The sequence below is a fragment of the Desulfovibrio sp. JY genome (assembly GCA_021730285.1).
GTDB lineage: Bacteria > Desulfobacterota > Desulfovibrionia > Desulfovibrionales > Desulfovibrionaceae > Solidesulfovibrio.
The window spans coordinates 336541-354329 of record CP082962.1; the positions used below are offsets into that span (position 1 = coordinate 336541).

19 protein-coding genes are annotated in these 17789 nt (G+C 64.1%); 5 read left to right on the forward strand and 14 right to left on the reverse strand.

Going from position 1 to position 17789, the window contains the following annotated elements:
• The first annotated feature begins 35 nt into the window (after positions 1-35).
• Positions 36-878: a hypothetical protein gene (locus tag K9F62_01380; GenBank protein UJX41379.1), complete on the forward strand. Its 843-nt coding sequence runs from the start codon at positions 36-38 to the stop codon at positions 876-878.
• Positions 879-1017: 139 nt separating this feature from the next.
• Here the strand turns inward: K9F62_01380 and K9F62_01385 are convergent, their stop codons facing one another.
• The 8 genes from K9F62_01385 to K9F62_01420 form a co-directional block, all read right to left on the reverse strand.
• Positions 1018-1611, reverse strand: a complete 594-nt coding sequence (locus K9F62_01385) for a single-stranded DNA-binding protein (GenBank protein ID UJX41380.1) — start codon at positions 1609-1611, stop codon at positions 1018-1020.
• A gap of 46 nt (positions 1612-1657) precedes the next feature.
• On the reverse strand, positions 1658-2005 hold the full coding sequence (locus K9F62_01390) for a hypothetical protein (GenBank protein ID UJX41381.1): 348 nt from the start codon (positions 2003-2005) through the stop codon (positions 1658-1660).
• 2 nt (positions 2006-2007) lie between these two features.
• On the reverse strand, positions 2008-2658 hold the full coding sequence (locus K9F62_01395; protein ID UJX41382.1) for a biotin attachment protein: 651 nt from the start codon (positions 2656-2658) through the stop codon (positions 2008-2010).
• Between the two features lie 394 nt (positions 2659-3052).
• On the reverse strand, positions 3053-5299 hold the full coding sequence (locus K9F62_01400; protein ID UJX41383.1) for an acetyl-CoA carboxylase carboxyl transferase subunit alpha/beta: 2247 nt from the start codon (positions 5297-5299) through the stop codon (positions 3053-3055).
• Between the two features lie 183 nt (positions 5300-5482).
• Positions 5483-6901 carry an acetyl-CoA carboxylase biotin carboxylase subunit gene (locus K9F62_01405; protein UJX41384.1) on the reverse strand — a complete coding sequence of 473 codons (1419 nt, stop codon included), beginning with the start codon at positions 6899-6901 and terminating at the stop codon, positions 5483-5485.
• Positions 6888-7301, reverse strand: a complete 414-nt coding sequence (locus K9F62_01410; protein UJX41385.1) for a PilZ domain-containing protein — start codon at positions 7299-7301, stop codon at positions 6888-6890. The genes K9F62_01405 and K9F62_01410 overlap by 14 nt, the downstream gene beginning before the upstream one ends.
• Before the next feature lie 9 nt (positions 7302-7310).
• Positions 7311-8051: a flagellar motor protein MotB gene (locus tag K9F62_01415; GenBank protein UJX41386.1), complete on the reverse strand. Its 741-nt coding sequence runs from the start codon at positions 8049-8051 to the stop codon at positions 7311-7313.
• The gene (locus K9F62_01420) at positions 8038-8796 is read right to left on the reverse strand and encodes a MotA/TolQ/ExbB proton channel family protein (GenBank protein ID UJX41387.1); all 759 of its coding nucleotides are present in this window, start codon (positions 8794-8796) and stop codon (positions 8038-8040) included. Before K9F62_01420 ends, K9F62_01415 begins: the two co-directional genes overlap by 14 nt.
• Positions 8797-8906: 110 nt before the next feature.
• On the opposite strand from K9F62_01420, the gene K9F62_01425 reads away from it, so the two are divergent.
• Positions 8907-9728, forward strand: coding sequence for a purine-nucleoside phosphorylase (locus tag K9F62_01425; protein ID UJX41388.1), 822 nt, complete (start codon positions 8907-8909; stop codon positions 9726-9728).
• Positions 9729-9740: 12 nt separating this feature from the next.
• Here the strand turns inward: K9F62_01425 and K9F62_01430 are convergent, their stop codons facing one another.
• From K9F62_01430 to K9F62_01455, 6 genes are all read right to left on the reverse strand, one after another.
• Complete coding sequence (locus tag K9F62_01430) at positions 9741-10427, reverse strand: MgtC/SapB family protein (GenBank protein UJX41389.1); 687 nt, start codon at positions 10425-10427, stop codon at positions 9741-9743.
• 413 nt (positions 10428-10840) lie between these two features.
• Positions 10841-11185 (reverse strand): DsrE family protein, encoded by a 345-nt coding sequence (locus tag K9F62_01435; protein ID UJX41390.1) that lies wholly within the window; start codon positions 11183-11185, stop codon positions 10841-10843.
• A 24-nt stretch (positions 11186-11209) separates the two neighbouring features.
• Positions 11210-11941 (reverse strand): molybdopterin-dependent oxidoreductase, encoded by a 732-nt coding sequence (locus tag K9F62_01440; GenBank protein UJX41391.1) that lies wholly within the window; start codon positions 11939-11941, stop codon positions 11210-11212.
• Positions 11942-12074: 133 nt separating this feature from the next.
• The gene (locus tag K9F62_01445; GenBank protein ID UJX41392.1) at positions 12075-13025 is read right to left on the reverse strand and encodes an IS1595 family transposase; all 951 of its coding nucleotides are present in this window, start codon (positions 13023-13025) and stop codon (positions 12075-12077) included.
• Positions 13026-13190: 165 nt separating this feature from the next.
• Positions 13191-13544 (reverse strand): PqqD family protein, encoded by a 354-nt coding sequence (locus K9F62_01450; protein ID UJX43097.1) that lies wholly within the window; start codon positions 13542-13544, stop codon positions 13191-13193.
• A 49-nt stretch (positions 13545-13593) separates the two neighbouring features.
• Positions 13594-14490 (reverse strand): hypothetical protein, encoded by an 897-nt coding sequence (locus K9F62_01455; GenBank protein ID UJX43098.1) that lies wholly within the window; start codon positions 14488-14490, stop codon positions 13594-13596.
• A gap of 611 nt (positions 14491-15101) precedes the next feature.
• Between K9F62_01455 and K9F62_01460 the strand changes: the two genes are divergently transcribed.
• From K9F62_01460 to K9F62_01470, 3 genes are all read left to right on the forward strand, one after another.
• A complete protein-coding gene (locus K9F62_01460; protein UJX41393.1) occupies positions 15102-16679 on the forward strand; it encodes an ammonium transporter in 1578 nt (525 codons plus the stop codon).
• Positions 16680-16694: 15 nt separating this feature from the next.
• Complete coding sequence (locus K9F62_01465) at positions 16695-17033, forward strand: P-II family nitrogen regulator (GenBank protein UJX41394.1); 339 nt, start codon at positions 16695-16697, stop codon at positions 17031-17033.
• A 181-nt stretch (positions 17034-17214) separates the two neighbouring features.
• Entirely contained in the window at positions 17215-17733 is a 519-nt protein-coding gene (locus tag K9F62_01470) for an HPP family protein (GenBank protein UJX43099.1), read from the forward strand.
• Positions 17734-17789: the final 56 nt, after the last annotated feature.

A 17789-nucleotide genomic window follows, 5' to 3' on the forward strand; every position in this document is an offset into this window, starting at 1 on the left:
ATAGGCAATATGATACCGAACGCGGGAGGCCGGACATGGAGATCACAAGCGCGACATCGTCCTTCACGGCGCGTCTTGCCGTATCGCAAAAAACGGCCACAACCGGGACGCAACAAGCCGATGCGAGCGCATCCCCGACCGACGCCAGCCCCGCGTATCAGCGGGCCATGGGAACAACGGCCGGGGGCGCATCGAATGTCCTGGCCAGTAATTTCGTCCAAACGAATTATGAAAGATCGAAATACCTCACGGCAACGATCACGAGTCTTCAAACGGACATGAGCTTCAGCGCCAAGATGGGTTCCTTGATCGGGAGCCTCGACGCGCAGTATGCCGCCCTTACCAGCAGCGGCGTTTCAAGATATGCCGCCGACGCCATCATGCAGCACAAGGTGAAAGACGGCGTCAAGCAGGTGACCAACGACGAATATATGGACCAATCGGCCGACACTTTAAACGACCTCAAGGACGACATCGAACAGCGGGCCGAAGAGGCGACCCAGCCCAAAGACGCCAGCCAGGGCGACACGTCCGGGACCACAGACACGAACGCTTCGACCGATGCGGCCACGACGCCGACCGATCAGGCCGCGTCCCCCGGGCAGGACGCCGCAGCAACAGCCGACACGGAAGAAAACGGCGGACAGCAAGACACTCCTTCACCCGATTCCTCCGTAGCCGCCCCCGCCGCCGATGCGCAGGGAAACGCCGGTCAGCAGGACGCAACCGCTGCCGTATCCGCCACCGAGGAAATCGCACAGGCTGCCGCGGCCGCCGCCTCGTCCGCTGCCGTGCAAGGCAGCACCACAGCACGCGAACCCGCGCAAGCTCCCGCCCAGACGCAGCCGACGACCGCATCCGTGGATATCCTGGTCTGAGATAAAAACGCCCCGGGACCGGGGCGCATGAAAAAGGAAGCGCTCGCCGACGAGGCGCCCCTTGAAAACTTTAGGAAGGGGAGAGCGCGAGAGGGGAAACCCTTTCTTGAAAGGGTTTCCCCTCTCGCATTTTCTTTTCTTAAAACGGCACGTCATCCATGCCCGAGGCTTCGGAGGGGAAGGCCGGGCCGAGGTCTTCGTCCTGCTGGCGCGGCTGCTGCTGGCGGGGTGCGCCGCCCTGCTGGCCGCCGGCCGGGCCGCCGTAGCCGCCTTGCTGGCCACCCTGCTGCCCGCCGCCCTGCTGCCCGCCGCCCTGATAGGACCGCCGGCCGCCCTGCTGGGGCGCGAAACCCTCGTCGCCCATGGGCGCGTCCGCCGCCATGCCGCCGCGCGAATCGAGGCCCTGGACGGTGTGTCCCGGCCCGGTCACCACCACCTCGGTGGTGTAGCGCTTCTGGCCCTGCTGATCGTCCCAGCTGCGGGTGCGAAGCGTCCCTTCGATGTAGACCAGCCGGCCCTTGGCGAGGTAGTTGCCGCAAAATTCCGCCGAACGGCCAAAAACGGCCACCCGGTGCCATTCCGTGCGCTCGACCTTGTTGCCTTCGCGGTCCTTGTAGGATTCGTCCGTGGCCACGGAAAAGTTGGCCACCGGACTGCCCGAGGGCAAATAGGTCAGCTTGGGGTCCTGCCCGAGCCGGCCGACTAAAATGACCTTGTTGATGCTGCCGGCCATATCGTGCCTCCTGCGCCCGCGCCGAAGCGCGTCTTTCGAAAAATGATTACGGTTTGGGAGCGAGCTTTTCCAGCTCGCCCAGGGCGTCTTCCAGGGCGTAGCTCAGGCTGTCCGCGCTCTTGGGATCGCGGTCGCCAAGGGCCGCTTCCAGGGACGCCTTGAGAGCCATGGCCTTTTCCACACCGGGCAAAAGCGCCTGACGATCGGCCCCGGGCAGATCGCCTAGACGCACCTTGTCGTCGAGAGCCTGGGTCAGTTCCAAAAGGCCCCGAGGTTCCGCGGCCGGCGTGGCGGCCACGGGCCAGGCCAGGGCATACAGCCTGCCGTAGCGAGCCTCGGCCGCCGCCTCGTCATAGGTCGTCGCCGTAACGCGGATCTGCAGGTACTTTCCCATGGCTACTCCCTTTCCTCCCAGTCCGTGCGAACCCGGTTGACCACGTCCTGGATGAGGCTTGTCTGGGACTCTGGGCATACGCCCACAAGGGGCGCGCCCTGGTCCACGTTCCGGTCGTGCTGAAAATACACCGCGTAAATGATGCCTTCCGGCCCTTCATAGGTCAGCGGCTTTTCCCGTTTCATACGCGAAACGATGAAAAGCTCCATGCCGTCCTTGACCGTTACCGAACGCGGCCCCGAGGCCTTGACCTTCTTGTCCACGCTGGGAATGAAATAATACTTGGCCCGCTCCGGCGCACGGAAAAGATAGAGCACCTGCTGGAGGATGGAGGCGATGACCTCGTCCTTGGACAGGTAGTGGCGGATGACGGCAAGCTCGGTCCCGGCCTCGACGAAGGCGCCTTCGAGTTCCCGGCGCATCTGGCCGACAGCCCCCTTGGCCTCGGCGTAAATGGGCTTGTCGTTGTGCTCCCGGGTCAGCTTGGCCAAAAGCGTGCCCGGCTTTTCCCCATAGGTTCCCGAGGCGGGCACCACCCGGGCCCCGGCCTCGATGTCGGCGAAACGGACCACGCCCGTATGCGGCGCGGTGACCACGATCTCCTCGTAGGGCGAGGCCTTTATCTTTTCCAGCAAAGCTTTGACGTCTATCACGCGCTTCCCCTGTCGGCCTCTTCCGGCGCGACCTTGGAATTTCGAACGGTGTTACATTGGCCCCGGCGCCCTGGCAACAACGCCCCTGATCGAAGGGGCCGGGATTCGCCTCCCGGCAAGGAGGTCCAAGAGACCTTGTCGTCGGCCGGCGGGGCTGTTCGCGGCCGCGCGCGGCGCATATTCGAAGAATACGCCTTCGCGTCCCCGAACAGCCCCGCCGGCCCTGGCCAACACGCCTCATCTTCGGGGCGGCCTTCCCCCGGTCTTCTTTGCAAAAATGACCGGGCCAGACCCCATATCCCCTTTAAAAGTTGTTGAAGGGGGGTCCGGGGGGAAACTTTTTTCAAAAAGTTTCCCCCCGGCCGCCGGAGGCGTCATCATCCCCCCCTCTTCCCTACCGATAATACAAATTCCGGCCGCCGATGGTGAGGAGCACCTGCTTGAGATTCTTGCGAATCTCGCGGCGGTCCCAGATGCCCTGGATATGGCCCCGGGCCAGGGCGTTATGCGCCCGGTGGTAATCGGGCGGGATGTCGATGCCGGTGGTTTCCTTGATGACGCCCGGGCCGGCGAAGCCGATGTTGGCCGAGCGCACGGAGAACTGGTAGGGCGAGCAGCCGAGGAAGCTCGCCACCGGGCCGGCGTAGGAATTGGTGTCGTAGAGCACCACGTAGAGGCCGCCGCTTTCGATGTAGCGCCGCACAGCCATGGTGACGCGGGGCATCTGGATCAGGCCGTTTAAGCTCTCCTGGATGCGGATGCCGGCCGTGCCGTGGACGTAGGCCAGAAACGGATAGTGCCGCCGTCTGGCCCGGGCCAGGGCCCGGATGAACTTCTCGCCCTCGGCCGCGCCGACCGAGCCGCCGCGAAAGGCCGAATAGAGCACGGCGCACACGAGTTTGACGCCGTCGATCTTGGCGTCGATGGACACGCAGGCGGACTTGCGGCCGGTCTTTTTCTTGGCGGCCTCGATCTTGTCCTCGAAGCCCGGGTAGTCCAGCGGATTGCCGGCCTCGATGTCGGCGTCGAACTCCACCACGGATTCCGGGTCGAAGACGTTGCCGAGCACCCACTGGTATTCCATGGGAAAGTGGTGGCCGCAGTGGACGCACACGCCGGCGAAGTCGCCGTAGAGGTCCGGGGCCCAGAGGTCCGGGCAGCCGTAGGTCTTGGCCTCGGGGCAGGTGACGGCCTTGTCCTCGGCGGCCTTGGGGCTGACGTAACGCCAGCCGAAGTCCTCCAGGCAGGCGCCCTGCTCGGGCTGGGACAGCTCCACCAGCATGCGGCTTTTTTCCGGATCGCAGGTGACGGGGGCGTTCTTGTCGCGGCCCTTGCGCAGGGGCGCGGTCAGCCGGCTGGCCACGAGCCGGGCCTCGGCCTCCAGGTCGCCGACGGTCTTTTTAAAATTCTTCAGATACTTGCCGACGAAGTCGTAGCGCAGAAAAGAATAGCCCGACCACAAGACGCTCTGGGCCCGGGAGGCGATGCGCGCGCCGGAGGGACGGCTGTCGCGGTAGGCCGTCTCGGCCATGCGGCGGTACTTGCAGTAGCGCTTCCAGACCAGCCGGTCGGCGGCGGCGTCGTCGAGGGTCCAGCGCACGAACATGCCCTCGGCGTCGTCGGCCTTACGTTTGGAGGCGACCAGGGCCCGGTAGAGCTTGAAGCCGGCGATGCCGAGAAAGACCTGGTCCGTGGCCTGGATGACCTCCTGGCGCAGGTCCTTGAAGAAGTCGTAGTGATGGGGCCGCGCGCCAAGGGGCGGCTCCTCGATGACCTTGTCGACGTAGCCCATGCGCAGGTTGTCGGCGGCGGTGATGTTGAGCCTCGTGGCGCACTGGGCGATCAGGTCCGGGCTGACCCGCTGGCCCTGCCGGATGCCGGCCTCGATGGCGGCCGCGCCCTCCGGGGAAATGACGGAGTAGTAGCCGCGCGAGAGCATCATGCGCACGTCGGACAGGCCGATGGCCTCGGCCCCGCCCGAGCCGCCCTCGGAAATGACCGACACCACGGGCACCCGCAGTCCGGCCATCTCGTAGAGGTTGCGGGCGATCTGCTGGGCCGCGCCGGGAAAGTCCTCCACCGGAAAGGCCCCGGGGGTGAAGACGTAGGTGTGGATGGGGATGCGCTCGGTCTCGGCCACCTTCATGTATTGCAGGGCCTTGGCGTTGCCCCAGGGCTTGACCGAACCGCCGTTGCGAAATTCCTGGCCGTGGCCCTTTTCCTGGCCGATGACCATGACGGGCTGGTTTATGACCTTGTCGCCCTTGCGCCGGGTGATGTAGGCCCGAGCGATGAGCATGCTCGGGTCGATGGAGTACTCGTCCTGGCCGCCGATCTCGGTGTAGTTGTCGTAGACGTTTTCCAGGATGTCCTTGAGGCTCACCCGGGCGGGATGGCGCACGATGCGCACCATGTCCATGGGGACAAGCTCTTCGTCGAGCTTTTTCTCCAGAAAGGCGAACAGGTCTTCGATCTGGCGCAGCATCTGGGCTTTTTCGCCCGGGGCGGACTTGTCCCTGGCGGCCAGTTCGTCGAGGCGGGACTGCATGAGCGCGATATTGGCGTTATCGCGCCCGCCGAAAATGTCCTTTATGTAGCTTAAGCGATCGGCCAGTTCGACGACGCGCTTTTCGATTTCCATATGGCGTATTCCCAGGCGTCCCGGCGTGCGTCCGACCTCCGGCATGGGCGGCTGGCGGTCCGGCGCGCGGGCCGGGGGGCTCGTGCCGCGTCCGGCAATTTCCCGAAAGTCTTGTCGTAACGCAACGAACCGAGTTTATAGTTTAAGTTCACGAAAAACATGCATGTTTTTGTGAACGGGCTGCTAGAATTGCAGGATGGTGGCGGTCTTGTCCCGCAGAAACCGGACGTTGGACTTTAGCTCCGTTTTGGAGTCGTCCTCGCCGGACAGGGTCAGCTCGTCGAGATAGGCCACCCCGCGTTTTTTGGCCTCGGCCAGATCCTTGCCCCAGACGATGGCCAGGGCCAGGTTGGGGTCGTAGTCCGTGGGGATCTCGTAGGGGGCGTCCATGGGGATGTGGGTGTAAAGCTTCGCCCAGGGCAGGCTCGGGGCCAGAAACTGGTCGATGCGGCCGACCCAGGGCGTGAAGCGGTTGGCCGGATCCTCGGCGATGATGCGGTATTCGATGCCGACGCCATCAAAGGTCACGTCGGACTGGTCATAGCCCAGAGGCTCGCCCAGGCCAAGGCGTATCTGCTCGGCAATGAGGTTGACGTCCCCGTTGCCCCGGATGCGCGAGATGGCCGCGGACACGCCGTTTTCCACCTGGATGCGGGTGTTGACCTCCATGAGGAACGGCTGGCCCGTGGGCGAGACGATCCACTCCCAGGTGCCGACGTTGTCGTAGCCCACCTCGCGGGCCATGGCCAGGGAGTAGCCCACGATGTCGCCCAAGACCCTGGCCGCGTCGAAAGCGTAGTCCACCTCTCCCGGGCGGAACCCGGGAGCCACCTCCAAGCGCTTTTGCCGGCCCGTGGACTGGATGGTGCAGTTGCGCGTGCCGAAGTGCACGATGCCCTTGCCCGTGCGGTCGCCGACGATCTGCACCTCGAGGTGGTTGAAGTCGAAAATGCGCTGCTCGATCAGCACGCCCTCGTCGTGGAACTGGCGCTTGGCATAGTTGCGCACGCGCCGGTAGACGGTCTTGAACTGATCGATGTCGTAGATTTCCTCGATGCCCATGCCGCCGCCGCCGGCCGAGGCCTTGACCAGGACCACGGAGTTGACGATGCCCTGCTCGGCCTGGAAGGCAAACAGGGTCTCGGCGATCTCCTCGGCCTCCATCTCGTCGTAGACCGGGCGGTCCGAGCCGGGAACCGTCGGGATGGACAGGCTTCTGGCCAGGCGCTTGGTGTTGATCTTGTCGCCGAGCGACCGGATGATGCGCCAGGAGGGTCCGATAAAGACCAGCGGGCGCGAGCGCTCGGACACGCGGCGGGCGAAGCGGAAATCCTCGGCGAAAAAGCCGTAGCCCGGGTGGATGGCGGTGGCTCCGGCATGGTCGGCCACGGCCAGAAGCTCGTTGGCGTCGTGGTAGGAGCTTATGCGGTAGGCGGCCTCGGGGCCGCCCAGGGACCGGGCCAGGGCCAGATGGCCCGAAGCCGCGTCGGCCTTGGTATGGACGCAAACAAAATCCAGGCCGAGCGAAACGCAAGCCTGGATGATGCGCATGGCGATCTCGCCCCGGTTGGCAACCAGGACCTTATGTTTATTCGTCGGCACGATCCGTCTTTTTATCCTCAAGTTTATCGGCCATCTCCCGCGCCTTGCGCAGGTCGATGCGCCGCTTTTGAATCTCCAGCACCAGCTTGTCGAGCCAGGCTTCCTGGCGCAACGAAAGCTCCCCGAAGGCCAATCCGGCCAATCCCTTCGCCCCGGTCCGGGCCACCGTGACCGGCAGTCCGGCAATAAGCGCCTTGGGGCCGATGGCCAGACTCAAAAGGCCCTTGCGCCCAAGCGCCAAGCCTCCCGCGGCATCGACCACGGCCAGACCCGCGGCGCTGACATCGTGGACCGCATAGGCGGTCTCGTCGCCCTCGAAGCGGGCGAACAGGCCGCGCACGCGCTCCCTGTAAGCGGCGCGCTTGCCGACCTCGCCTTCCAGCTTGAACGTAAAGTCCATGCCGGGCTCCTACTCGCCGATCCAGCGTTCCAAAACGAACTCCACGCGCTGGTTGCGCGCCCGATGCTCCGGGGTGTCGTTCGGATAGAGGGGTTCTAAATCAGCTAATCCGGTGGCTGTCAATCGGTTGGGGGGCATGCCCAAGGAGACCATATAGCGCAGGACGGCAACGGCCCGCAATGAGGAAACCTCCCAATTGTCGCGGAAACGGCTCCCCGCCCCGGGCGGTTGGTTGTCGGTGAATCCCCGGATATTGACGCGCTCCCCCGCGGTCTTGATGAGAAAGCCGTACAGCGTGCGCAGCCTTTCCTTGCCCTGTTCGGTCAGGTCCACGCCATCCTTGGGGAAAAGCACGCCGGCGGGAAAGGCGATGGTGATCTTGCCCGCTTCGAGGGTGGCGGCCACCACGCCGTCGAGGCCCTTGGTCGAAACGTAGGAGCGGAACTGGTCGTAGACGCGGCGCTGTTCGCCGATGATGCGCTGGCGGATGCGGGCCTGCTCGACCAGGGTGGACATATCGGGCGTGGCGATGGGAGCCGAGGCGACGGCCTTGCTCTTGTTGCCGAGCGCGTTTCGCACCGAGGAAAACGAATCCGTGAACTTCTTGACGTCCAGGCTCGACATGGAAAAAAGCATGATGAAAAAGGTCATGAGGAGCATGGACAGGTCGGAGAGGGTGGTCAGCCATTGGCTGGAAGTCTCGATCTCCTCGTCGTCGTCATCAAGGCCGGTTTGCTCATCGTCGCTCATAACGGCGCTCCCGTGGGGCAATAAACGAGGACAGCTTCTCGTAGACGAGCCTGGGGTTGTTGTTTTCGAGAATGCACTTGGCGCCCTCGAAAATGATCTCCAGCTGGAGGGTTTCGTTCAAGGTGCGGGCGCGCAGCTTGCCGGCCACGGGCAGGAAAAACAGCGTGGACATCATGGAGCCGTAAAACGTGGTGATGATCGCCACGGCCATGGCCGGCCCCAGGGTTTTGGGGTCGTTTAACCGGGTGAGCATCTGGACCAGGCCGATGAGCGTGCCGATCATGCCGAAGGACGGCGCGTAGCCGGCCAGGGACTTGAACACGGCCTCGCCCACGGCGTGGCGACGCTTCATGGAGCCGATTTCTATGCGCACGGTGTCGCGGATCAGCGCCGGGTCGGCGTTGTCGGCGATCAGCTGACAGGCTTTTTTGAGGATGGCGTTTTCGGTGTGGATGTTTTCCAGGGCGATGAGCCCTTCGCGACGGCTGATCTCGGCGATGCGCACCATCATGTTGACGACTTCCGCATCGCGGACCTTGCGCGAGGAAAAAATCTGCATCATGGCCGCGAAGGCCTGCCGGACTTCGCCCATGGGGTAGGCCACACAGATGGAAGCCAACGTGCCGCCGACGACAATCATGATGCTCGGCCCATTGACGAATTCCGTCAACGTGCCGCCCATGAAGATGGCCCCAAGCACCAGGGCGATGCCCGAGGCAAGGCCGAGAAAGGTTCCGAGATCCATGGCCCCGTCCGCTGTGCGCTTGCGTTGGAAAGCGATGCCGACGGAAAAGGCCTCCCCCTTTCCGACCGACCGTCCCCATGCTAGTGGGTCTGGGAACGGGAGCAAGATATATGGTTTATGATGAACATGCAAAGGGTACGAACGCGGTCCTGTCCACCCTCGGCCCCTGCCCGGCAGGTGCGGTCGGACTCGTTGCCGGCACCGGCCTTGGCGGCATTGCCGCGGCGGTTGCGGACAGGCGGGAGATGGCCACGGCCGATATCCCCGGCTTTCCCTTTTCCACGGCCCCGAGCCACGCGGGAAAGCTGGCTTACGGCACGGTCGGCGGCCGGCCGGTGGCTTTGCTCTCGGGCCGGCTCCACCTCTACGAGGGCTACGCCCCGGCCGAGGTGGCCGCCGGCGTGCGCCTGCTCGCCGGACTCGGCGTCAAGACGCTCCTGCTCACCAACGCCGCCGGGGCCCTTGATCCGCATTTTCAGGCCGGCGGGCTCATGCGCCTAACAGACCACATCAACCTGACCGGGAAAAACCCGCTGGTCGGCCCCAACGACGAGGCGGCGGGACCGCGTTTTCCGGACATGAGCAAGGCCTACTCGCCGCGCCTCGGGGAAATCGCCGACAAGACGGCGCTCTCGCTCGGCATCCGGCTGGAACGCGGGGTCTATGCCGGGGTGCTCGGCCCAAGCCTGGAGACGCCGGCCGAGACCCGGATGCTCAAGCTCCTCGGGGCCGACGCCGTGGGCATGTCCACCGTGACCGAAGTCATCGCCGCCCGGCACGCCGGCATGGAAGTGCTGGCCATCTCGTGCCTGACCAACGTCAACCTGCCGGACTGCATGACCGAGACGACCCTGGAAGCGGTCATCGCCACAGCCCAAAAGGCCGAGGCGACCCTGACGCGGTTGCTCGCGGCCGTGATCCCGGCCTGCTGACCAGGGCGGGGCCTAGCGCATCTTGACCTTCTGCACGTAGTCGATGCCGGCCAGATCCCGAATGCAGCCGACGGCCTCCAGGCAGGACCAGTCGCAACGCAGGGTGAAGCAGTAGGTGGAAAGGCCATCCGTGACCTTGGTCAGGCTCAGGTTCTCCACCTCGAGGTCGCGGGCGCGAAAAAAATGCAGCAGATTGTCGAGGGTCTCCCGGGTCTCCTGGCAGGTGACGCTGATCACCCGGACGACCTCGCGCCGGATCAGGCTCTGGAGGTGCTTGAGGATGGTCAGGGAAACCACGCCGAGAAGGGTGCAGGAAACCGGGATGAGCACCATGCCCGCTCCAAGCGCCATGCCGACGCCGGCGTTGAACCACAGGGTCGCGGCCGTGGTCAGGCCGCGAATCGCGCCCCGGTCCTTGAGGATCACGCCCGCCCCCAGAAAGCCCACGCCGGAGACGATCTGCGCGCCGATGCGCGAGGGATCGAGGCCAAGGGGGATCATCCCCGGGTCTTCATCATTCAAGTAATAGAAATACTTCGAGATAACCATCATGAGGGCGGAGCCGAGGCACACCAGCAGATTGGTGCGCAGGCCGGCGCTTATGCCGTGGCGTTCCCGCTCGTACCCCAGGATCGAGCCACAACAGACCGCAATGACAAGACGCAGCATCAATTGCGCTTCGTATGGATACTCGCTCATGGGCGCTCTCCCGTGTTGGCCATGATGGCGGCGCGGTTTTGCGTCCGGCCGCCGAAAGCCGCCCCCGGGATCGCCCGCCAAAAGGCACGCCCCGGAGACCCCGCAAAGACGCCTGACCACCAGGACCGTCGACAGGCGACGATGCCGGGCGGTCTTTCCAGGAGGTCGTCCATCGAGAGGGAAACGTCAAGAGGGAGCACGGGTTACGCATGGCGTAGGCCATGCGGGCAAGACGATGCGAGAGGGGAAACCCTTTTTAAAGGGTTTCCCCTCTCGCGTTCTCCCCTTCCTAAACTTTTTAGCCTTGCTGGCGCGTTACCGACAACGAGCCATTTACTATTATACGTCTTTGGAAAGGGGGTCCGGGGGGAAACTTTTCTTCAGAAAAGTTTCCCCCCGGTCTCTTCCATTCCCTACACCGTCAGTACCTGCCAGCCTTCCTTCATGTAGCCGGCCAGGAAGTCGTCCGCGTCGATGAGGGTCAGGCCGTAGCGGCGGAACTGCTCGGCCAGGCCGTAATCCGCGACGCTTTCCCGGCAGGCGAAGGTTTCCACCCCGGCCCGACGGCAGGCGGCCACGGCCTCCCGCAAATCAAGGTCGCAGGCCAGCATTTTGGCCGACGGCCCCCAGACGATCAGGATCACCCGTTGCCAAAGACCGTTTTCCCGTGCTTTCCTCGCATGGGGCAGCGCCATTTTGAGCGCCGCCTCCCGGTCGCGGGAGGTCCAGACAACCACCAGCCCCGCCTCGTGTCCCATACCGATTTCCCCTTTTAACGGCGCTTACGACCGGGACCGGCGCGGGTCCGGCCGGCGCAGACGCTCCGGTTCCACCGGCGCGATCCTGTCGTAAATGCCGTTGGCCCGCGTCCACCAGCCGTCCACGGGATCGGCGGCGAATTCCAGGCGCGTAATAAATTTCGCGCCCTTGTAGGCTAAATCGTACGGACACACCAGCCGCATGGGGGCCCCATGCTCCAAGGGCAAAGGGCCGCCGGCCAGGGACAGGGCAAGCAGGTATTCCAGGCGCGGATCAAGCAGATCGGCCAGGGGCAGGCATTCGACATAATGGTCGAGGCCGCCCGGGTGCGAGCGGGTGCGGCCCAGGGAATGGAAGATCACATAGCGGGCTTCGGGGTTCGGTTCGACCAGATCGGCCAGGGTCTTCAGGCGCAGGCCGGTCCAGTGCAGGTCGTCCACGTCCCAGCCCTCGACGCAGTGAAAATCCGACGTCTGGGACTCCTGGGGCAGGGCGCGCACGGCCGCGTAGGAAAGCTGCCGGGGCGTTTTCACCAGCCCGTCCACGGTCAGGGCATAGAGCACGGCCGCGCCGCCGGCATGGGTGACCATGCCCGTGGCCGGCTCGAAGCCGAAATCCTCGATCTCCACCGTGCGCACGGGAAAGGTCGCCAGCACAAAAGCCCACGCCCGGCCCGGCCAGCGCCCCACCACCACCGCCGCGCCCACAAGGCGCAAGAACAACCGCCGCGTGATCGTGATGCTGCTGCTATTCATGGTAGGTGAATAGCAAGGAGATGCGAGAGGGGAAACCCTTTAAAAAGGGTTCTCCCCTCTCGCGCTCTCCCCTTCCTAAATTTTATAATAATAATAAATAGTTATAATATAATCTCATCATTATTAAACCTGGTTACGCACAATCCTCAGCCAGTTTGAGCAGTCTGTAAGGCATGGGCGGCGTCCGCAAGGAGACCCAGGCCAACCGCGTGAGCATTGTCGCCAAGTCATAACGGCGATTGAATCGATATCCGAACGAGGCCAGATAGCGCGACACATGTTTGCCTCTCACGGCACGATATGTTCCCAATAATGCTGACTTCACATTGCCAAGCATGGTGTTGACCCACTTAAATACTGAGTCCTGCACAGCCTTGCGGCCACTGTCTTGAACGGGTTCGTGCCGACAGCCCGCAGCCTGGACCTCGGAAAAACATGGCAACCGGTCCGTCACCACCAATGTCCCGGAACGCAAGATTTTCTGAGATGCCCGCTGCACCTCATTACGCCGAAAACCTTTGACTCGGCACAGCTTCATCTTGTGTGGTTGTCCACTTTTTGTCGTTTCAACTGCCGCAATAAACGGAATTTTTCCTGGGGCACCACGTCCACGTTTCCCACCACGTCGTTTACCGCCAAGGTAAGCATCGTCCATCTCTACGCGGCCGGTGAGACGTTGCTGGTGTTCACGTTCGAGCATGACCTGCATCAGCTTGTGAGACATTTTCCAGGCCGTCGTTTGCGTGACACCAAGTCTGCGGGCTAATTCGACACTGGAGATGCCGCCCTTGCTTTGAGTGAGGTGATAAATGGCGCGGAACCACTTCTTGAGGGGAACTTTGGTGGAAGCGAAGATTGTGCCAGCGGTCACCGAAGTCTGCGTACGGCAATGTGAGCACTGAAAGAGCCGTCGCCTGCCAACAATAAGCAGCGAGTACTTATCCCTGCCGCAAATTGGACAAACGAATCCTTCGGGCCAACGCCATTGCACGAGGTGTGCCCAGCATTTCTCCTCGGTGCCGAATTGCGCCTCAAACGCATCTTCGCTCATACCCTTCTGGAATTGCACAATGTTTCTTGCCATATCCAGCGCCTCCAACCCCCAGAAAATACACAAAACAATGACCGCTGACAATTAGCTGATGATTGTGTGTAAGCAGGTTATTAAAAGTCTTTGGGAGGAGGGTCTGGGGGGAACCCTTTCGGAAGACAAGGGTTCCCCCCAGCCGCCAAGGCATCCCCTACTCCTCTACTCCTCCTCTTCTCCCTCACGTCCTACCACGGCGATAGCGCCGCGCCGGCCGAGCAGGCGCAGAAATTCGGCCACGGCCATCTCGGCCTCGCGGGCGTCGAGGTTGTAGCGCCTGGCCAGGTCGGCGGCGATCTCTCCGGCGGGGCGTTTGCCGTCGATGAGCCGCCACACGGTCGAGCCCATGGCGTCGAGTTCCACGGTCTTGCGCAGCACCTTGCCGTCCCACAGGCCGAAACGCCGGGCCAATCCGGCCAGGGCCGGGCGCACGGCCACGGGCAGGGACAGCTGCACCACGCCGGAGGGAGTCTCTTCGGCGCGCACATCGCGGCTGGCCACCGGGGAAAGCTCCATGGCCTGCCGCCGGGTCAGGCCACCGGGCTCCGGCGGCAAGGGTTTCTTTTTAAAGAGAGACACAGCGCGCCGCCACCTTGGCCAGCCATTGCCGGTCCACGGGTTTGCCCGAGGCGAGCCCCGCGCCGAGCAGTTTGTTGACGCCGGCCTCGTGGCGCAGGACGCAAAGCCGCCCCTGTCGGCCAAGGCCCCGGGCCAGCGCGTCGATGACGCCGGTTCCCTGGCGGCTGGCCAGCCATACCGCCCGGCAGCCGGCCAGACTTCCCTCCTCCCGCCGCGTCCGGTCGTCGCAGCCGAAGGCAAGGGCCGCGACCTCGGCCAGATGGGACCGTTCGAGGAGCACGTCGGCCGGGGCCAGACGCAAAACGTCCAGGCGCTGCCGCCCGGCGGCGAAAGACAGGGAAAAGCGGCCCGGCACGAAGGTGTGGGAACACAGCACGAATCCCGGCGGCGGGGTGAAGGAAAGGCCGAAGAGCCGGAACACCGGCGGCCCGGGATCATGATGGCGCAGGCTGGCCAGCACCTTGGCCACCAGACGGCGCATGACCGCGTCCGGTCCCTCGCCGTCGCCGAAGGCCTGAAACACGGCGGCCATGCCGCACTCCGGGCAAAAAAGCGCCGCCCCCAGCCCGGCCCGGCCGTTTTTGCTCCAGGAAAGCGGCATCAGTTCGAAATCGGCAAGGGGCGCAAGCCAGCTTTCCGGGAGCGTCGCCCCGGCCGAGGCCTCCCCCTTGGGGGTCAGGGCCCGAAGCGCCGCCTCCATCCCCTGGCGTCCGGCCCGGGGCCGCCATTTGAACTCGAAGGCCGGGCCGTCGGGGCCCTCGAAATACAGGTAGCCGAGCCCGAGTCTGGCCGGTCGCCAGTCGCCGGGCACGTCCAGGGACACGCCGTTCCAGGCCATGGGAAAAACGGCCGGGGCACCGGCGGCAAGCTGCTGTGGCGTCATGTCCTGCTTGTAGGCCAGGGCGGCGGCCCGGGGCAAGGCTCGCGGTTTGGGGGGACACGCGACAGCGCGCGGACCGGCCGGCCTGGGCCGGGTGCGCGGCGTCAAAAGCGCTGCAACGCGGCTTTGACAGGGAGCGGCCCGGCTGTCTGGCCGCGCATTCCCCCTATTACAGTTTGGCAATACGCCCGCCAGCCGGTGCCAACCCTGCGACGACAAGAAATATTTTACAATATTGTTCAATATGACAAAGTTGAAACGACACAAAACCGTCTCTTTTCGCTAAACAACAAAAAAGCACCGCACTGGAGTTACGGGATAACAATCCCGTTTCATGGCTTTTTTCCGGAAACCCCATGCGACAACAACACATTTGTCGCACAACAGGCCAAAACCCCTGGCCATGCCGGGCCGGCTTCTCCCATGGCCCTCATGCACCGGGAAAATACAATACGGCCCACCGCCCACGTCGCGGCGGCGCAACACCTTTCGCAGCGGAGACCCAACATGCCCTCCCCCTTCGATTCCTCGTAAACACGGCCCCAAAGGCCCGGGCCGCGCCAGCCCCGGCGCAAGACGCACCATTCCCAACACCCAAGGATTCGGAGGAGAACATGAGAAAGACGCTGAGTTGCCTGCTTCTGGCCCTTTTCATGACCATCATCGCCCTGCCGGCGGTCGCCGGGGCCGAGGAAGCCCCTGTGCCCGATCCCACGGGCGCTTCCGTCGGCACCGCCGCCGACGTTGTGGGAGCCACCGCCGGCGCGCCCACCAAGGAAGACATGGCCACCCTGTCCCAAAACGAGCCCCTGGCCGCCAAACTGGCCGACGTCGTGGGGCATAACCGCATCTCCATCAACGTCGTCTGGACGCTGGTGTGCGGCTTTCTGGTCATGTTCATGCAGGCCGGCTTCGCCCTGGCGGAAACGGGTTTCACCCGCGCCAAAAACGCCGGCCACACCATGGCCATGAACATGATGGTCTACGGCATCGGCATGCTCGGCTACTGGATCTGCGGCTTCGCGCTCCAGATGGGCGGCGTCGGCGGCGTGGCCTCGCTCGGCGGCGGCCAGGTGCTGGCCAACGAGTTTTCCATCAGCCTCGGCGGCCACGACTTCGGGCTTTTCGGCACCACGGGCTTTTTCCTGTCCGGCGTGTCCTACGACGCCATCGTCTTTACGATCTTCCTGTTCCAGATGGTCTTCATGGACACCACGGCCACCATCCCGACAGGCACCATGGCCGAGCGCTGGACGTTCAAGTCCTTCGTCTTCTACGGCTTTTTCATCTCCATGTTCGTCTATCCGCTCTACGCCAACTGGGTCTGGGGCGGCGGCTGGCTGTCCTGCCTCGGCAAGTACTTCAGCCTGGGCCATGGCGTGGTCGACTTCGCCGGCTCGTCGGTGGTGCACATGACCGGCGGCGTGGCGGCTCTGGCCGGCGGCATCATCCTCGGACCGCGCCTCGGCAAGTACCGTGAGGACGGCACGCCCAACGCCCTGCCCGGCCACCACATTCCCATGGCCATCGCCGGCTGCTTCATCCTGGCCTTCGGCTGGTTCGGCTTCAACGCCGGCTCCACCCTGTCCGGCACGGACCTGCGCATCGGCGTCATCGCCACCAACACCATGCTGGCCTCGGCCGCCGGCGCGTTCTCGTCCATGGTCTACATGTGGACCTTCTACGGCAAGCCCGATATCTCCATGGTGGCCAACGGCCTGCTGGCGGGGCTCGTCGCCATCACCGCGCCGTGCGCCTTCGTCAACTCCGTTTCGGCGGTCATCATCGGGGCCATCGCCGGGGTGCTTTTGTGCATCAGCGTCTTTTTCGTGGAGCGTAAACTCAAGATCGACGATCCGGTCGGCGCCATCTCGGTCCACGGCGTCAACGGCGCCTTCGGGGTCCTCTCGGTGGGCCTTTTCGCCGACGGCACCTACGGCGACGCCTTAAACGGCGTGGACGGCACGGTGCGGGGACTTTTCTACGGCGACGGCGGCCAGCTCGTGGCCCAGATCGTCGGCATCTGCACCAACTTTGTCTTTGTCTTCGTGGTGATGTATGTCTTTTTCAAAGTGCTTGACCGGATCGTCCCACTTCGGGTCGATCCCGAGCACGAACTGGAAGGTCTGGACCAGCACGAAGTGGCGGTAACCGCCTATCCGGAATTCGTCCTGCAAAAAACCCACAGGTAAGACGCGGAGTACGCCATGAAAAAAATCGAAGCCATCATCAAGCCGTTCAAGCTTGACGAGGTCAAGGACGCCCTGGACAAGATCGGCATCCATGGGCTCACCGTCACCGAGGTGCGCGGCTACGGCCGTCAGAAGGGCCATGTCGAAGCCTACCGCGGCGTCGAATACCAGGTGCAGTTCAACGCCAAGGTGCGCCTGGACATCGTCGTGCCCGACGAGCTGGCCGAAAAGGCCGTGGACGCCATCCGCACCACGGCCAACACCGGCAATATCGGCGACGGCAAAATCTTCGTCTACCCCGTCGAGGGCGTGGTGCGCATCCGCACCGGCGAATCCGGGGACGCGGCCATCTAGCGCCGCCGGAAACCGGCAGAAAGAAAGGGACGTGGGCGACCGCGTCCCTTTTTCGTTGCCCCGACTTGACTTAAGTCATGCCGCGCTTCCCCGCGCCGGAGCAGGTTGTCCCCGGAGGAAGCAGCACATGACGCACACGCAGGAGCCCGTTCCGACGACCAGGGACGGCTTTTTCCGTAAAATGCGCGGCGGCGGGACCTGCCCGTCCTGCGCCTGTCCGGCCGAGATTCTCTGGTCTTTCATCGGAGCCATGGGCGGCATCGGCCTTGTCGCCTGGCTGCACAGAAATGTGGCCGATCCGGCGGGATTGAGCCTTTTGATCGGCTCGTTCGGGGCCTCGGCGGTGCTGCTCTACGGCGCGCCCAAAAGTCCGTTGGCCCAGCCGCGAAACCTGCTCGGCGGCCATTTCCTGTCCGCCCTGTTCGGAGTCTCGGTCCGCCTGCTCGTGCCGGGGCCGTCCTGGCTGGCCTGCGCCCTGGCCGTGGCCGGGGCCATAGCGCTTATGCACGTAACGGGAACGCTCCATCCCCCCGGAGGCGCGACGGCGCTCATCGCCGTCACCGCCGGGCCGAAGCTCGCCTCCCTGGGCTACCTCTTCGCCCTTATCCCGGCCCTCTCCGGCGCGGTGGTCATGCTGGTCGTGGCCCTCGTCGCCAACAACCTGGCCCCGGGCCGACGGTACCCGGAATACTGGCTTTGAGGGAAGGAAGGGGAGGAGAGGAAAGATGGAAGAGAATGCGAGAGGGGAAACCCTTT

Bases quoted from the DNA above. Each gene is read 5' to 3' on its own strand.
- K9F62_01410 (UJX41385.1), bottom strand. From the start codon at position 7,301: ATGGACTTTACGTTCAAGCTGGAAGGCGAGGTCGGCAAGCGCGCCGCT.
- K9F62_01435 (UJX41390.1), bottom strand. From the start codon at position 11,185: ATGGGACACGAGGCGGGGCTGGTGGTTGTCTGGACCTCCCGCGACCGG.
- K9F62_01390 (UJX41381.1), bottom strand. From the start codon at position 2,005: ATGGGAAAGTACCTGCAGATCCGCGTTACGGCGACGACCTATGACGAG.
- K9F62_01380 (UJX41379.1), top strand. From the start codon at position 36: ATGGAGATCACAAGCGCGACATCGTCCTTCACGGCGCGTCTTGCCGTA.
- K9F62_01445 (UJX41392.1), bottom strand. From the start codon at position 13,025: ATGGCAAGAAACATTGTGCAATTCCAGAAGGGTATGAGCGAAGATGCG.
- K9F62_01400 (UJX41383.1), bottom strand. From the start codon at position 5,299: ATGGAAATCGAAAAGCGCGTCGTCGAACTGGCCGATCGCTTAAGCTAC.
- K9F62_01440 (UJX41391.1), bottom strand. From the start codon at position 11,941: ATGAATAGCAGCAGCATCACGATCACGCGGCGGTTGTTCTTGCGCCTT.
- K9F62_01415 (UJX41386.1), bottom strand. From the start codon at position 8,051: ATGAGCGACGATGAGCAAACCGGCCTTGATGACGACGACGAGGAGATC.
- K9F62_01425 (UJX41388.1), top strand. From the start codon at position 8,907: ATGGTTTATGATGAACATGCAAAGGGTACGAACGCGGTCCTGTCCACC.
- K9F62_01420 (UJX41387.1), bottom strand. From the start codon at position 8,796: ATGGATCTCGGAACCTTTCTCGGCCTTGCCTCGGGCATCGCCCTGGTG.
- K9F62_01430 (UJX41389.1), bottom strand. From the start codon at position 10,427: ATGAGCGAGTATCCATACGAAGCGCAATTGATGCTGCGTCTTGTCATT.
- K9F62_01470 (UJX43099.1), top strand. From the start codon at position 17,215: ATGCGCGGCGGCGGGACCTGCCCGTCCTGCGCCTGTCCGGCCGAGATT.
- K9F62_01465 (UJX41394.1), top strand. From the start codon at position 16,695: ATGAAAAAAATCGAAGCCATCATCAAGCCGTTCAAGCTTGACGAGGTC.
- K9F62_01455 (UJX43098.1), bottom strand. From the start codon at position 14,490: ATGACGCCACAGCAGCTTGCCGCCGGTGCCCCGGCCGTTTTTCCCATG.
- K9F62_01460 (UJX41393.1), top strand. From the start codon at position 15,102: ATGAGAAAGACGCTGAGTTGCCTGCTTCTGGCCCTTTTCATGACCATC.
- K9F62_01450 (UJX43097.1), bottom strand. From the start codon at position 13,544: ATGGAGCTTTCCCCGGTGGCCAGCCGCGATGTGCGCGCCGAAGAGACT.
- K9F62_01385 (UJX41380.1), bottom strand. From the start codon at position 1,611: ATGGCCGGCAGCATCAACAAGGTCATTTTAGTCGGCCGGCTCGGGCAG.